The following is a 15,300-nucleotide window of genomic DNA, read 5'->3' on the forward strand; positions in this document are numbered from 1 at the left end:
GGACGGCGGCGGGCACGCATTACGATCCCGCGACATGACCGTGCTCACCACCGCCCGGCTGATCGTGCGGAACTGGACCGACTCGCCGGCCGACCTGGCCCGGATCTTCGACCTCTATTCCCGCACCGAGGTGGTGCGCTGGCTGGGCGCGGCCCCCGGCCTGCCGTTGACCGACCCCGCGCAGGCGGCCGACCGGCTGGCGCTCTGGCGGGCCCGGCACGCCGACCACGGTGACCGGTACGGCAGCTGGGCGGTGCAGGTGCGCGATACCGGCCTGGTGGTCGGCACGATCCTGCTCAAGCCGCTGCCCGGCCGGGACGAGCAGGTGCCCACCGGCGACATCGAGGTGGGCTGGCACCTGCACCCCGACTCGTGGGGCCACGGGTACGCCACCGAGGCGGCCCGCGCCCTGGTCGACCGGGAACTCGCCACCGGCACCCCGCAGGTGTACGCGGTGGTCTCCCCCGGCAACGTGGCGTCGATGGCGGTGGCCCGCCGGCTCGGCATGACCCACCTGGGCCGGCGCACCGACTGGTACGGCGGCGAGGAGTTGGAGACCTTCGTCCGCCGGGCGCTCCCGGGCACCCTAGGTGGTCATTAGCCGACTCAAGTGGTCATTAGCCCGTAATCCGGACGACATCTTGCGGTATCGATAGACGTCGTCCTATTCTCGCTTGTGGAAAGCGCTTTCCAGATGCTCCTTGCGGGTGCCTCGGCGAGTTTGCTGCCGCCGGAGGCGCCAGTTCGCCGTGCGCGGCAGCACGGTGAGCGGGTCGATCCGGTACACCGGCGCCACCACCCTGGCCGACCGGCGACTCCGCCTGACGGCCGCGAAGGCCCGGCCCGTCCCCGGCGCGCACAGGTTCGCAGGATCACCACCATCACCGCCGCCCGGCCGGGCACCACACCAGCACCACACCCCCGGCAGCGGCACCACCACCAGGCAATGAGAAAGGTGACGCGAGGATGAGACGACCAGTTGCACGACGAGTCCAGGCGGGGCTGGCCACGGCGGCCGTCGGTGCCGCGATCTGCGTGGCCCTGCCGATGCACCAGGCGTCGGCGGCGGCCGGCAGCGCCAGCGGCTACGCCACCCAGAACGGTGGGACCACCGGCGGCGCGGGCGGGCAGACCGTCCGGGCCAGCACGGGCACCGCGATCCACACGGCCCTGTGCAACCGGGCCAGCAGCAGCACCCCGATCGTCATCGAGGTGCAGGGCACGATCAACCACGGCAACACCACCAAGGTCTCCGGCAGCAGCTGCAACACCGCCGCCGACAAGATCGAGCTGAAGGAGATCAGCAACGTCACCATCGTCGGGGTGGGCAGTGGCGCGGTCTTCGACCAGCTCGGCATCCACATCCGGGACTCCCGCAACATCATCATCCAGAACGTGACCGTCCGGAACGTCAAGAAGTCGGGCTCGCCCATCTCCAACGGCGGTGACGCCATCGGCATGGAGAGCAGCGTGCGCAACGTCTGGGTCGACCACGCCACGCTGGAGGCGTCCGGTGGCGAGTCGGCGGGTTACGACGGGCTGTTCGACATGAAGGACGACGTCCAGTACGTGACGCTGTCGTACAGCATCCTGCGCAACTCGGGGCGGGGCGGCCTGATCGGGTCCAGCGAGAGCGACCGGGGCAACGGCTTCGTCACCTTCCACCACAACCTCTACCAGAACATCGACTCCCGTGCGCCGCTGCTGCGGGGCGGGATCGCGCACGCCTACAACAACTCGTACGTGCAGCTGAACGAGTCCGGGATCAACTCCCGGGCCGGTGCGCGGGCCAAGGTGGAGAACAACTACTTCAAGAACTCCCGGGACGTCCTGGGCACCTTCTACACCAGCGAGGCCGGCTACTGGCAGGCCAGCGGGAACATCCTGGACAACGTGACCTGGTCCAGCCCCGGCAGCGAGACCAACCCCGCCGGCCCGGGCATGCCGTCCAACACCAGTGTCAGCATTCCGTACTCCTACCGGCTGGACGGGGCGAGCTGCGTGCCGGACATCGTCCGACAGACGGCCGGTGCGAACACCGGCCTCAAGGAGTCGAACGGGAGCTGCTCGCCGCAGACGCCGGCCCCGACCACCCCGGGACCGACCACGCCCGCTCCGACCACGCCCGCTCCGACCACCCCGCCGCCCACCAGCAACCCCGGCGGGACCAACCTCAGCATCGGTGCCGGCTCCGACGGCTCCAGCAAGGCCAGCGGTACGAGCTACGGCGACGTCCGCGACGGCAACCTGAGCACCTTCTGGTCGCCGGCCGGGTCGACCGGTGACATCTCGATCAAGTGGGGCTCCGCAACCAGCATCTCCTCGATCAACATCCGGGAGGCGTCGGGCTCGGCCGGCAGCATCACCTCCTGGCAGGTCCTCAACGGCGACACCGGCGCGGTGCTGGCCTCCGGCAGCCGGGCCGGCGTGGTCACCTTCCCCCGGACCTCGCTGAAGAAGATCACCTTCCGGATCAACAGCTCTGCTGCCACCCCGAAGGTCGCCGAGTTCGAGACCTACGCCTGACCGTCGTCCCCGGGCAGGTCCCGGGGCGATGATCAACTCAATGGGGCCGATGTTGGGGTGTCCGGTCGACGGGGACACCCCTACATCGGCCCCGTTGTGTCGATCAACCCGCGTCGGCGGGCGCGGATGAGGGCGACGACCCGGAGGGCGGACCGGGCGGTAGGTCGGGTGGTGGCTTGGAGGGCGGGCCGGGTGGCAGGTTGGGCGGCGGCCGGTCGTGGCGGGTCCAGGCGAGGAAGCGGGTGAAATAGGCGGCCGGGTCGACCGTGCCGGTGCCGACCCGCAGCGATCGGTGATCGCGTCGTGCATGAGCAGACAGAGGTAGATGGCCAGCGCCGGCCGGTCGTGGGCGTACTCCCGCCGCAGGCTCAGCTTGGCCGGCTGGCAGGGCCACGGGGCGGCACAGGCCCGGCGCCGCCAGGCGGGCCGGGCGGCGACATGCCGACCGGAGCCGTCCGTCCGGACCGCTGCCGGCCGCCCACGCCGTGCGCTGTCCGTCGGCGGAGTCACGGCCGTCGCCGGTCGCTCCCGCCGTGTGTCGTCCGGCGGCGGGGGCACGGCCGTTGCCGGCAGGCCGCGCCGTGTGTCCTCGGTCGGCGGGGTCACCGGTGGCGGCCGTTCGCCCGGCGGGCCTGGCCCCGGGTGAGCGCCCACCCAGTAGGCGGCGGTGGGGCCGTTCCACAGGTGGTGGCGCGGCACCGGCAGCGGGGGCGGTGGCGGTTCTCGCGGCGGTACGGCGGACAGCCGGTCCGGGCACGGCCAGCGCAGTCCACAGGTGCAGTGCCGACCCCACCGGAACCAGTCCCGCCGATGCCGTGGTGCCGTCGGTACCGGCCTGTCGTGCTTCCTCATCCGCTACTCCTTCCGCAAGCGCTGCGTCGCTCCGGACGCCCTGGCCGGGCCACAAGCGACTGCCGCCTGTTCGCACTCTGCTGTGGAGCGACTACTGTCGGGAAGGTGGCGTGCGGCCTCAGCGTCGGGTGTGCCGAGCGGGTCCGCCCTGGTGGCCGGCGCTGGCGGCCAGTGCCAGACGTGTGGTGGAGGTGTGATGACCAGTGGACCGATGTCGACCCTGGAATTCCTCGGGGCGGAGTTGCGCCGGGCGCGCCGGGAACGCGGGCTGAGCCAGGAGGACCTGGCCCAACAGATCAGCTACTCGTCGTCGCTGGTGGGCATGGTGGAGATCGGCCACCGTACGCCGTCACAGGACTTCATCACCCGAACAGATGCGGTCCTGGAAGCCGGCGGCCTCTTCGAGCGGCTACTCACCCTGGTACGCGCCGACTCCGCCCCACCGTGGCTGCGCGAGTGGATCAGCGTGGAGCGGGAGGCGACATTGATCCGCTGGTTCGAGCCGTCACTCATCCCCGGCCTCCTCCAGACCGAGCAGTACGCCCGCGCGGTGCTGCACGGCGGCGGGATGCTCCGCGCGAGTGAGATCGAGCAGCGTGTTTCCTCCCGAATGGAGCGGCAGGAAGTGCTGACCCGGGATCACCCGCCCGAGGTGGTGGCGGTGATCGACGAAACGGTGCTGCGCCGGACGATCGGTGAGCCGGCGGTGATGATCGAACAGTTCGAGCATCTGCTGCGGCTGACCGAGCACTCGCACGTCAGTCTGCACGTGGTGCCGACGGATGCGGGGATGCATGCCGGCCTGGCCGGCCCGTTCATCCTGGTCCGCGTGCCCGACGGCGGCGAGGTGGCGCACCTGGACAGCGCGCTGCGCGCGCACATCACCGACCGGCCTGACGACGTTGATAGCCTTCAGCGCAGATGGGAGAGCCTGCGCGGGGAAGCACTGCCACGCAGGGCGTCCCGGGATCTCATTCGGGAGTTGGCGAAGTCATGGAGCTGAGCGGCGCTGTCTGGCGCAAGTCGACCCGTAGCGACAACGGTGGCTCGACCTGTGTGGAGGTGGCGACGAATCTGCCGCAGGTGGTCGGGGTGCGGGACAGTAAAGACCGGCGCGGACCCGCACTGACCTTCGCGCCCGCCGCCTGGGCCGGGTTCGTCGCTGCGACCAGAGCGGGCTCGTTCGTCGTTCGCCCGTAGCGGCTCCACTCACCATCGCCCAGGATCAAAGAAGCTCAGGCGCCCTCGCGCCCTCGCGCCCTCGCGCCCTCGCCAAGGTCGTGCTACTTCCGGGATGTAGTGGATCCTCATGGTTCGAGACCACTACATCCCGGATCGAGCACGATCTTGGCGTTAGGCGGCACGGGTGTGGGGGCCGCAGGGGATGGGTGTGGGGCGGCGGTAGGCGGGATCGGCATGGGGTCGGCGGATCGGGCGACTTCGGCTCCACCCACAACCGACCCGCACTGCCGCCGAAGCTGCCCGCCGGGTTCATCGCCGTTCCTCGCCCCGGCGGTGTCGTGGTCGTACCACCGTCGGTGCGGTCATCCGTAGCCGTGACAGGCCCGCCCCGCCGGGCTCGCCTCTCGGCGTGGTGATCGACTCAATGGGGCCGAGGTTGGGGTATTCGATCGCCCCGGACACCCCCATATCGGCCCCGATGTGTTGATCAAGGCCCGCTGGGCGGGCGCGGCCGGGCGGGCGGGTGACGCACTGGTGGTGCGACGGTCCGGTGGCGGGGCTGCGGCGACTAGGCTGGGAGCAGCAGGATGTTCCGCTGAGGGGGTGAGCCCGGATGGCCCAGGCCGCATTCGCGCCCGAGCCGGCACCGCAGTCGCCCGAGCCGACGTCCCCGTTGCCCGAGCCGACGTCCCAGTGGCCCGAGTCCAGCGGTCAGTCGCAAGGGTCGGGCGACCGGCCGACCGGGCCGTCGTTCGACGTGCTGCGCTGGCACGACGAGCCGTGGACCGCCCAGCTCGCCCTCGACCTGTTGCCGGAGACCAACGGCCCCAAGGTTGAGGTCCTGAGCGGAAGCGTGATCGTGACACCACATGCCGGATACGACCATCAGAATGCCGAGCTGGATCTGGCCTACCTGCTCAAGCAGGCGGCCCGCCGAGAAAAGCTGTGGCTCTACGCCGAAGCCAACATCATCTCCGGGGCCGACCTCTTCATTCCTGACATCGTGATCCTCGACGTTCCCGGTGGCGGGCGGACGACGATGGACATCGGCCACGCCGTGCTGCTCGGTGAGGTCGTCTCGCCGGGTAACCGGCGTAAGGACGTGATCGACCGGCCCCGCGAGTACGCCGCCGCCGGTGTCCCGTTCTTCCTCCGCGTCGACCTGCGCAACCGGGTGTCCACCATCGCGCTCTTCGAGTTGACCGACGGGGAGTACCGGCCGGTCGCGGCGGCTGCCGCCGGGACGACGTTCGTCATGCGGCAGCCCTTCGAGTTCAGTATCGATCCGGCCGACCTTCTCGGCGAGGAGGCACCGGTCGCGGAGGCGGAACCGCCCGGCGGGGAGACGCCGGGCGGGGAGGGCGACGTCGAGGGGTGAGGCTCCCAGCGGGAGTACAGCGTGGCCGGGGCAGAATGGCCGCGTGACAACTCCCCGGGATCTCGTACTGCTCGGCTCGACCGGTTCGATCGGCACCCAGGCGATCGACATCGTCAGGCGCAACCCGGACCGGTTCCGGGTGGTGGCGCTCGGTGCCGGCGGCGGCAACGTCGAGTTGCTTGCCACCCAGGCGCTCGAACTGGCGGTGGACGCGGTCGGGGTGGCGAAGGCGTCCGCCGCGCAGGATCTCCAACTCGCCTTCTATGCCGAGGCGAGCCGGCGCGGCTGGGCCACCGGGGACTTCAAGCTGCCGAAGATCATTGCCGGCCCGGACGCGATGACCGAGCTGGCGCAGTGGCCCTGCGACGTGGTCCTCAACGGGGTGGTCGGGTCGCTCGGGCTCGCGCCGACGCTGGCCGCGCTGCGCTGCGGTCGTACCCTCGCGTTGGCCAACAAGGAGTCGCTGGTGGCCGGCGGCCCGCTGGTGAAGGCCGCGGTGACGCGGCCGGGGCAGATCGTGCCGGTGGACTCGGAGCATTCGGCGCTGGCCCAGTGCCTGCGCGGCGGGACGCGCGGTGAGGTGCGGCGGCTGGTCGTCACCGCCAGCGGCGGGCCGTTCCGGGGGCGGGGGCGCGACGAGCTGACCGGGGTCACCCCGGAGCAGGCGCTTGCCCACCCGACCTGGAACATGGGGCCGGTCGTCACGATCAACTCGGCCACCATGGTCAACAAGGCGCTGGAGGTGATCGAGGCGCACGAACTGTTCGACGTGCCCTACGCCGACATCACCGTGATGGTGCACCCGCAGTCGGTGATCCACTCGATGGTCGAGTTCGTCGACGGCTCCACCCTGGCCCAGGCGAGCCCGCCGGACATGCGGCTGCCCATCGCGCTCGGCATCGGCTGGCCCGACCGGGTCGGTGACGCCGCCGCCGCCGTCGACTGGACCACCGCCCACACCTGGGAGTTCGCCCCCCTCGACGACGAGGCGTTCCCGGCGGTGGCGTTGGCCAAGGCGGCCGGTGAGACGGGCCGCAGCAGGCCGGCGGTCTACAACGCGGCGAACGAGGAGTGCGTGGCGGCGTTCGTCGCCGGCCGGTTGCCGTTCCTCGGCATCGTCGACACCTTGAAGCGGGTGTTGGAGGAGGCCCCCGATTTCGGTGAACCAGGTACCGTCGAGGACGTGCTCGCCGCCGAATCGTGGGCGCGCGCGCACGCGCAGGAGATCATCTCGGGGTCGGGGAAGGAAGCCTGATGCTCTATCTGCTCGGGGTGGTGGTGATCGCCCTGGCGATCCTCATCTCGGTGAGCCTGCACGAGGCCGGTCACATGCTGACCGCCAAGGCGTTCGGAATGAAGGTCACCCGCTACTTCGTCGGCTTCGGGCCGACCATCTGGTCGTTCCGCCGAGGCGAGACGGAGTACGGCCTCAAGGCCATCCCGCTCGGTGGCTTCTGCAAGATCGTCGGAATGACGCCGCAGGACGACGACGTCGAACCCGGTGACGAGAAGCGGGCGATGTGGCGCTACCCGGTCTGGAAGCGGACGATCGTGATGTCCGCCGGCTCGGTCACCCACTTCGCGCTGGCCGTCATCGCGATCTGGCTGGCCGCCATGTTCATGGGCCTGCCCAACAAGGATCTGCCCAACCCGCTGCCGGCGCACGTCAAGGTCGTCGACTGCGTCATCCCCACCGACGCGGCCCGCGAGTGCGCCCCCGGAGACCCGGTCAGCCCCGCCAAGCAGGCCGGGCTGCGCGACGACGACAAGATCGTCGCGGTGAACGGGGTCCAGGTCGCCGACTACACCGCGCTGGTCAAGACCGTCCGTGAGCTGCCCCCGGGCCAGCCGGCGACGATCAGCTACGAACGCGACGGGGTGGCCGGCGAGGTCCGGGCCGGCCTCGCCGCCGTGCAGCGCAAGCCGCTGGACGACCCGGACGGCGCCCCGATCACCGTCTCCGCCCTCGGCGTCGCCGGCCCGATGCTCCCGCCCGGCGTCCCGGCGAACGTCACCTACGGCCCGGTCGAGGCGATCCCGGCCACCGCCGGCTACACCAAGGACCTGGCCGTCGGCACCTACGAGGCGCTCAAGCGCATCCCCGACAAGATCCCCGCCCTGTGGACCGCCATCACCGGCGGCGAACGCGACAAGGACACCCCGATCAGCGTGGTCGGGGCCAGCCGGCTCGGCGGTGAGGCGCTGGAGAACGGCGTCTGGCAGCTGCTGGTCCTGCTGTTCATCTCGCTGAACTTCTTCGTCGGCGTGTTCAACCTGCTGCCGCTGCTGCCCCTCGACGGCGGCCACATCGCCATCGCCTGGTTCGAACGGGCCCGCTCCTGGCTCTATGCCCGGATCGGCCGGCGCGACCCGGGCCGGGTCGACTACCTCAAGCTGATGCCCATCACGTACGCGGTGATCCTCATCGGTGGCGCGTTCACACTGCTCACCGCCACCGCAGACATCGTCAACCCGATCACCCTCTTCACAAGGTGAGTGTCTAGTGACCGCTGTCAGCCTCGGTATGCCCGCCGTACCGCCCCCGCCGCTCGCCCCGCGCCGGACCAGCCGCCAGATCATGGTCGGCTCGGTGCCGGTCGGTGGTGGTGCCCCCGTCTCGGTGCAGTCGATGACCACCACCCTCACCTCCGACGTCAACGCCACCCTCCAGCAGATCGCCGAGCTGACCGCCTCCGGCTGCCAGATCGTCCGGGTCGCCGTGCCCAGCCAGGACGACGTGGAGGCGCTGCCGGCGATCGCCAGGAAGTCGCAGATCCCGGTGATCGCCGACATCCACTTCCAGCCGAAGTACGTCTTCGCCGCGATCGACGCCGGCTGCGCGGCCGTCCGGGTCAACCCGGGCAACATCCGCCAGTTCGACGACAAGGTCCGGGAGATCGCGGCAGCCGCCTCCGCCGCCGGTACGCCGATCCGGATCGGCGTCAACGCCGGCTCGCTCGACAAGCGGCTGCTCGCCAAGTACGGCAAGGCCACCGCCGAGGCGCTGGTCGAGTCGGCGCTGTGGGAGTGCTCGCTGTTCGAGGAGCACGGCTTCCGGGACATCAAGATCTCGGTCAAGCACAACGACCCGGTGGTGATGATCCGGGCGTACCGTCAGCTGGCCGAGCAGTGCGACTACCCGCTGCACCTGGGCGTGACCGAGGCCGGCCCGGCGTTCCAGGGCACCATCAAGTCGGCGGTCGCCTTCGGGGCGCTGCTCGCCGAGGGGATCGGCGACACGATCCGGGTGTCGTTGTCCGCGCCGCCGGTCGAGGAGATCAAGGTCGGCAACCAGATCCTGGAGTCGCTGGGCCTGCGCGAACGGGGCCTGGAGATCGTCTCCTGCCCGTCCTGCGGGCGGGCCCAGGTGGACGTCTACAAGCTCGCCGAGGAGGTCACCGCCGGCCTGGAAGGGCTGCCGGTGCCGCTGCGGGTCGCCGTGATGGGCTGTGTGGTGAACGGGCCGGGCGAGGCCCGCGAGGCCGACCTCGGCGTCGCCTCCGGCAACGGCAAGGGGCAGATCTTCGTCAAGGGGCAGGTCGTCAAGACCGTCCCCGAGAGCCAGATCGTCGAGACGCTGATCGAAGAGGCGCTGCGGATCGCCGACGAGATGGGCGCGGAGATCCCCGAGGAGTTGCGGGACATGATCCCCGGCGCCACCGTCACCGTGCACTGACCCGTAGCCACCGCCGAAAAGGGCGGCCGTGCCCCGCGGGGGGACGGCCGCCCTTCGCACGTGCGGGCCTGGTCACTCGGATTCGGCGAGGATCGCGTACAGCTTGCGTCGGGTCTCGTCGAGCACCTGGGCGGCGCGTTCCCGCTGGTCGTCGGTGCCGGTCATCATCACCTGCCGCAGCGCGTGCATGGCCTGCGCCCCGGCGTCACGGATGTCGTGCCAGCTGTTGACGGTGTCCTCGGCGAACTCCGCCCAGGGCGGGGTCTGCGCGGCGGTGGTGGCCTCCTCCCGACCGGCGTCGGTGAGGTCGAACCGCTTGCGCCCGCCGCCGGCCGGATCGGCGCTGGCGGCGATGACGCCCTCGTCCTCCAGCAGTTGCAGGGTCGGGTAGATCGATCCGGGGCTGGGCCGCCAGGCCCCGCCGGTGCGGGAGTCGATCTCCTGGATCATCTCGTAGCCGTGCATCGGCCGCTCGGTGAGCAGGGCCAGCACCGCGCCCCGGACGTTCGGCCGGCGTCCCCGGCCCCGCCCGCGACCGCCCCGGCCGCCGCCCCAACCCCCGTGCCCGTGCGGGCCGGGCGGTACGGGCGGGAAGCCGAAGCCGCGTTGCCGTGCCTCCTGTAGTGCATGGATCCGACGGTGGAATCCCATCGTGTCGTTCCTTCCGTAGAGTGTCGCTGATGCATCAACGATATATCGCCAACGTGTCGCCGGCAAGGGTGTTCGCGGTGAGATCGGGCCGGGGCCGGCGGACAGGCGGCTGCGCCGGTCGCCCGGCGGACCACCGCCTGTATCTGGCAGGCTGGTAACCGTGCTGACGGTGCCGGTACGCCAACTGGGAGAGTCGGAGCGCCGTGCGGTCGAGCGGCTGCTCGACCTCGACCCGTTCGCGGGCGCGCAGGTCGCCGAGCGGGTCTCCGCCCGAGGGCTGGCCTGGTGGCGGGCCGAGGGGCGCATCCTCGGCTACGGCACCCGCCGCAACCTGGAGTCGATCTGCTGGCTCGGCGGCAACCTCACCCCGATCCTCGCCACCGACTCGGCCGTCGCCGCCTTCGCCGAGCAGCTCTCCGCCGAGGAACGACTCTGCTCCTCCATCGTCGGGCGGGCCGACGCGGTGCTCGGCCTCTGGGACCGGCTCGCCGATCACTGGGGCCCGGCCCGCGACGTACGCCCCAATCAGCCCCTGCTGGCCACCGACACCCTGCCCCGCATCCCGGTCGACCCCGAGGTGCGTCGGGTCCGGCCCGACGAGGTCCACCGGCTCTTCCCGGCGGCCGTCGCGATGTACGCCGAGGAGGTCGGCGTCTCACCGCTGGCCGACGACGACGGCCGGGCCTACCGCCGACGGGTCGAGGACCTGGTCCGGGCCGGTCGGGCGTACGCCCGCCTGGTCGACGGGGAGGTCGTGTTCAAGGCCGAGTTGGCGGTGGTGACCCGCCGGACCGCCCAGATCCAGGGCGTCTGGGTGGCACCGCAGTGGCGGGGACGCGGGATCGCCACCGCCGCGATGGCCGCCGTGGTACGCGACGCGCTGCTCCGGGTCGCCCCCACCGTCAGCCTCTACGTCAACGACTTCAACCTCCCCGCCCGCCGGGTCTACCAACGCTGCGGCTTCCACCCCGTAGGCACCCTGGCCACCATCCTCTTCTGACCGTGAGGCTGGCCTCCGCCCCCTCTCTCGCCCTCCGCCCTCTCTCGCCCCGGTGATCAAGAGGTTTAGGTCACTCCGAGCGAGATTGTTGACCTAAACCTCTTGATCACCGGGGCTGGCGGGTGGGGCGGGGCAGCGTGGCGTGGGAGGGAGTGGGTGGTAAATGCGTTGAGGGGAGGGGTTCGGGGGGGTCAGGCTGGGGGGACCGCCACCCCGAGTCCCGGAGGGAATCTCCATGCGCCTGCTCCGTGATCTCTGGGCCTCCGCGCCGCGCCGCGTGACGGTCGTGATCGTGCTCGTCGTGCTCGGTGCCGCCGGTCAGGCCGCCGCCTCGGCGATCGCCGGCCCGGTGCTGGTGCACCGCTCGGCCGGCTGGTTCGTGGCGCTGGTCGTCGCGCTGGTCGTCGCCGTCTTCGGCGAATTGGTGATCGCGCTGCTGATGGCGGGCATCACCGCCGACTGGTCCGCCGACGTGCGCCGCCGGCTCTGCCGGGTCGCCCTCGGGCAGGATCTGCCCACCCTGGAGGGCACCCCGGTCGGCGAGCTGCTCGACCGGATCGACAACGACGTCTACCAGGTCGCCTCCGAGCTGCGCAACACCGGCGTACGGCTCGTGCAGGGGTTGGTGCTCTGCCTGCTCGCCACGGTCAGCGCCCTGTTCGTCTGGTGGCCGGCCGGCGTCGTCATGCTGCTGCTCACCGCGCTGCTCGGGGTGCTGCTGCGCCGTCCCACCGCCGCCATCGCGCCGGCCCGGATGTTCGAGGAGGAAGCCTGGTCCGACCTGGCCGCCGTGATGGAGGAGGCGGTGCACGGCCAAGACGACGTCCGCACCAGCCTCGCCCAGCCGTACGTGCTGCGGTTGTACGCCCGGCGGGCCGCCGAGGTGCTGGCCCGTTGCCGCCGGGTCTTCCTGATGTCGGCGCGGGTCACCGCCGTCGCCGCCGGCACCATCCGGGTCGGCATCGCCGGGGTGGTGCTCGCCGGAGCCTGGGCGCTGACCACCGGCCGGGTCGACGGGGCCCGGTTGACCGCGATCTGGCTGCTCGCGTTGAGCTTCGGCGCGACCGTCGAACACCTCGCCCGCTGGGTGCCGCACCTCCAGTACGCGCTCGGCGCCTGGGCCCGGGTCCTGCTGCTCTCCGACGCCCGGCAGGAGCCCGCCGGCGGGGTCACCCCCACCGACGGTGACCTGACGCTGCGCGGGCTCACCTTCCACTACCCGGCGACCGGGGAGGGCGAGCGCGGGCCGGCGCTGCGTGACATCCGGCTCAGCTTCGTCCGGGGCCGGTCGTACGCGCTGGTGGGCCGGACCGGGTCCGGCAAGTCCACCCTGACCAAGGTGCTCACCCGGGCGGTCGAGGTGCCCCGGGGGACCGTCCTGCTCGGCGACACCGACCTGTGCGACCTGGACGTGGAGGAGCTGCGCCGGTGGATCGCGGTGGTGCCGCAGCGCACCGAGATCCTGGCCGGCACCCTCGCCGAGAACGTCGCCCTGTTCGACCCGGACCTGCTCGACGACGCCCCCCGGGCGCTGGCCGAGCTGGGGCTCACCGGCTGGGTCGCGGAGCTGCCGGACGGCATCCGGACCCGGCTGGGCGAGGGCGGTCACGTGCTCTCCGCCGGTCAGGAGCAGTTGGTGGCGTTCGCCCGGATCCTGGTCCGCGACCCGCACGTGGTGGTCCTCGACGAGGCCACCGCGCGGCTCGACCCGGTCACCGAGGTCCGGGTACGCGAGGCGACCGAACGTCTGCTCACCGACCGGATCGGCATCATCATCGCGCACCGGCTCTCCTCGGTGCGGCGCTGCGACGAGGTGGTGGTGATGGCCGACGGGGCGGTCCTGGAGGCCGGGCCGCTGCACTCCTCGGCCCGCTTCGCCGAGCTGCTCGCCACCAGCCACGCCGCCGCGTACACCCCGGTCGGCGCGGCCTCCACGGGCACCGCCCGGGGCGGGGTGGACCTGCTCGACGGTCCGGGGGCGGCCTGGCCGGACCCGGGCGGGCGGGCGGACACCTGGGCGGACGACGCCGGTTCGGGCGGTGCCTGGCCGGACGCCGACGCGTCAGCCCGGGGCGGGCCGGACGGCACCTGGTCGGACGCCGCCGCAGCGGTGGCCGGCGGCGCACCCCGGCCCGGGTCGGACGGCACCGGGTCGGGCGTCGACGGGCCGGACCGGGCCGGCGGGTCCGGGCGGGCGGCGGTCGCCGTACCGAAGGGGGACCCGCCGCCGCTGCCACCCGTCCCGCCCACCCGGACGATGCGGGAGATCCTGCGGCTGGGCATGAACGACCCGCGCTTCGGCCTGCTGTCGGTCGCGTTGTTCATGGTGATCACGGTGCTCGGCCTGGACGGGACCGTGCTGCCCTGGCTCTGGGCGGACGTCGTCGATGGCGGCGACCCGTGGTTGCCGGCGATCGGCATCGCCGCCGCGCTGGTGGTCGTGCTGCCGCTGCCCTACTGGACCAACGTGCGGTTCCCCCAGTGGTGGGTCCGGCAGATGCTGCGGATGAGCCTGCGGCTGGTGCACGGGCAGACCGGCCCGCGCCGCACCAGCCGGCACACCCCGGCGGAGGTGGTGGCCCAGAGCGGCGACACCGAACGGGTCGTGCAGCTCGCCGACAACCTGATGGACCAGTTCATCGCCCTGGTGACCATGGTGACCATGACGCTGGTCACGGGCAGTCTGGTGCCGGCGTTGTTCTTCCTCGGCACGATGGCCGTCTCCGGGCTCGCCGCCACCCTGTTCGGCCCGGGACTGGAGCGTTCCGCCCGGGACACCGTGGCGGCCCGTGCCGCGTTCGCCACCGCGCTGGTCTCCTCGCTGTCGGCGGCCCGTACGGTCAAGTTGGCCGGCGCGACCCGGCCGGTGCTCGCCCACCTCTCCGCCCTGGACCTGGTCCGCAGCGACCGGCAGCGGCGGGAGATCGCCGCACAGGTGTGGGCCCGGTCCACCCCGTCGGTGGCGAGCGGCCTGCTGCCGATCGGGGCGTGGGCGCTCTTTCTGGCCGGCGGGCTGTCCGCCGGTGCCACCCTGGTCGTCGTCTCCACCCTCGGCGCGGCCCGCTGGTTCGCCTGGACCACCGCGTCCCTGGTCTCGCAGTACCCGTCGGCCCGGGTCTGGACCCGCCGGACGGTGGCGATGACCGGGATCGGGGCGTACTCGGCGGAGGTGCCCGGGGTGGACCTCGCCGCCGGCACCGCCCCCGCGCCGGAGCCGCCACCGCGCCGGCCACTGCGCCGGCTGGAGCTGGCCGGCTTCGGGGCGCTGCACTCCGACGGCACCCTCGCCGTGCGGGACGTCGACCTGACCGTGGACCGGGGCCAGCTGGTGCTGGTGGTCGGGCCGGTCGGGTCCGGCAAGTCCTCACTGCTGCGGGCGTTGGCCGGGATCGTGCACCACGTCGGCGAGCTGCGCTGGAACGGTGAGCCGGTGACCGAGCCGGAGCTGTTCCTGCGCCCGCAGCAGGTCGGCTACGTCGGTCAGCTGCCCCGGGTGCTCTCCGGCACGGTCGCCGACAACATCGCCCTCGGGCACGACGTGGACGCCGACGGTGCGGTGAGCACCGCCCAGCTGGCGCACGACCTGGCGGCCGGGGGTGGGTTGGGGCTGCTGATCGGGCACAAGGGCACCCGGCTCTCGGGCGGGCAGTTGCAGCGGTTGGCGCTGGCCCGGGCGCTCGCGCCGCGCACCGAGCTGCTGGTCGCCGACGACGTGTCGTCCGCCCTGGACGTCACCACCGAGTTGGCGCTCTGGGCGGCGTTGCGCGCGCACGGGGTGACCGTGGTCGGCTCCACCTCGAAGCGGGCGGCGCTGGTCCGCGCCGACCACGTGGTGGTGCTGGTCGACGGCACGGCCGCCGCCCAGGGCCCGTGGCGGGACCTGGAGGGCGACTGGGGCCACCTGGCCGGCTGACCCCGCCCGACCCGCGTCGGTCGGGCCTGGTCGGGTCGGGTCGGGTCGGGTCTGGCCGGCCGCGTCGGGCCGGCCGGCGCGGTGGGGGCCGCAGGTTCGGGAGAGTTGTCGTCGCTTCAGCG

11 protein-coding genes are annotated in these 15,300 nt (G+C 72.2%); 10 read left to right on the forward strand and 1 reads right to left on the reverse strand.

The genetic code is table 11. The features are described 5' to 3' along the window. Positions 1–34 precede the first annotated feature (34 nt). The 8 genes from ACQP1S_RS07610 (at position 35) to ispG (ending at position 9,614) form a co-directional block, all read left to right on the forward strand. A complete protein-coding gene (locus tag ACQP1S_RS07610) occupies positions 35–601 on the forward strand; it encodes a GNAT family N-acetyltransferase (RefSeq protein WP_432904593.1) in 567 nt (188 codons plus the stop codon). Positions 602–966: 365 nt separating this feature from the next. Then, positions 967–2,526, forward strand: a complete 1,560-nt coding sequence (locus ACQP1S_RS07615; protein ID WP_432904596.1) for a pectate lyase family protein — start codon at positions 967–969, stop codon at positions 2,524–2,526. 1,048 nt (positions 2,527–3,574) lie between these two features. Continuing rightward, complete coding sequence (locus tag ACQP1S_RS07620; protein WP_432904599.1) at positions 3,575–4,381, forward strand: Scr1 family TA system antitoxin-like transcriptional regulator; 807 nt, start codon at positions 3,575–3,577, stop codon at positions 4,379–4,381. Beyond that, positions 4,372–4,578 (forward strand): DUF397 domain-containing protein, encoded by a 207-nt coding sequence (locus tag ACQP1S_RS07625; RefSeq protein WP_432904602.1) that lies wholly within the window; start codon positions 4,372–4,374, stop codon positions 4,576–4,578. Before ACQP1S_RS07620 ends, ACQP1S_RS07625 begins: the two co-directional genes overlap by 10 nt. Before the next feature lie 595 nt (positions 4,579–5,173). Then, positions 5,174–5,938 carry a Uma2 family endonuclease gene (locus ACQP1S_RS07630; protein ID WP_432904605.1) on the forward strand — a complete coding sequence of 255 codons (765 nt, stop codon included), beginning with the start codon at positions 5,174–5,176 and terminating at the stop codon, positions 5,936–5,938. A gap of 43 nt (positions 5,939–5,981) precedes the next feature. Next, complete coding sequence (gene dxr, locus ACQP1S_RS07635; protein ID WP_432904608.1) at positions 5,982–7,193, forward strand: 1-deoxy-D-xylulose-5-phosphate reductoisomerase; 1,212 nt, start codon at positions 5,982–5,984, stop codon at positions 7,191–7,193. Beyond that, positions 7,193–8,434 (forward strand): M50 family metallopeptidase, encoded by a 1,242-nt coding sequence (locus ACQP1S_RS07640; RefSeq protein ID WP_432904611.1) that lies wholly within the window; start codon positions 7,193–7,195, stop codon positions 8,432–8,434. The genes dxr and ACQP1S_RS07640 overlap by 1 nt, the downstream gene beginning before the upstream one ends. A 7-nt stretch (positions 8,435–8,441) precedes the next feature. Continuing rightward, positions 8,442–9,614: a flavodoxin-dependent (E)-4-hydroxy-3-methylbut-2-enyl-diphosphate synthase gene (ispG, locus tag ACQP1S_RS07645; RefSeq protein WP_432904614.1), complete on the forward strand. Its 1,173-nt coding sequence runs from the start codon at positions 8,442–8,444 to the stop codon at positions 9,612–9,614. A gap of 72 nt (positions 9,615–9,686) precedes the next feature. On the opposite strand, the gene ACQP1S_RS07650 is transcribed toward ispG, so the two are convergent. Further along, the gene (locus tag ACQP1S_RS07650) at positions 9,687–10,265 is read right to left on the reverse strand and encodes a PadR family transcriptional regulator (protein WP_091245987.1); all 579 of its coding nucleotides are present in this window, start codon (positions 10,263–10,265) and stop codon (positions 9,687–9,689) included. Positions 10,266–10,425: 160 nt separating this feature from the next. Between ACQP1S_RS07650 and ACQP1S_RS07655 the strand changes: the two genes are divergently transcribed. Next, a complete protein-coding gene (locus ACQP1S_RS07655; protein WP_432904617.1) occupies positions 10,426–11,265 on the forward strand; it encodes a GNAT family N-acetyltransferase in 840 nt (279 codons plus the stop codon). A 235-nt stretch (positions 11,266–11,500) separates the two neighbouring features. After that, positions 11,501–15,178 carry an ATP-binding cassette domain-containing protein gene (locus tag ACQP1S_RS07660; protein ID WP_432904620.1) on the forward strand — a complete coding sequence of 1,226 codons (3,678 nt, stop codon included), beginning with the start codon at positions 11,501–11,503 and terminating at the stop codon, positions 15,176–15,178. The last annotated feature ends 122 nt before the right edge of the window (positions 15,179–15,300 follow it).

It is taken from the genome of Micromonospora matsumotoense (genome assembly GCF_050951065.1).
In the GTDB taxonomy this organism is placed as follows: domain Bacteria; phylum Actinomycetota; class Actinomycetes; order Mycobacteriales; family Micromonosporaceae; genus Micromonospora; species Micromonospora matsumotoensis.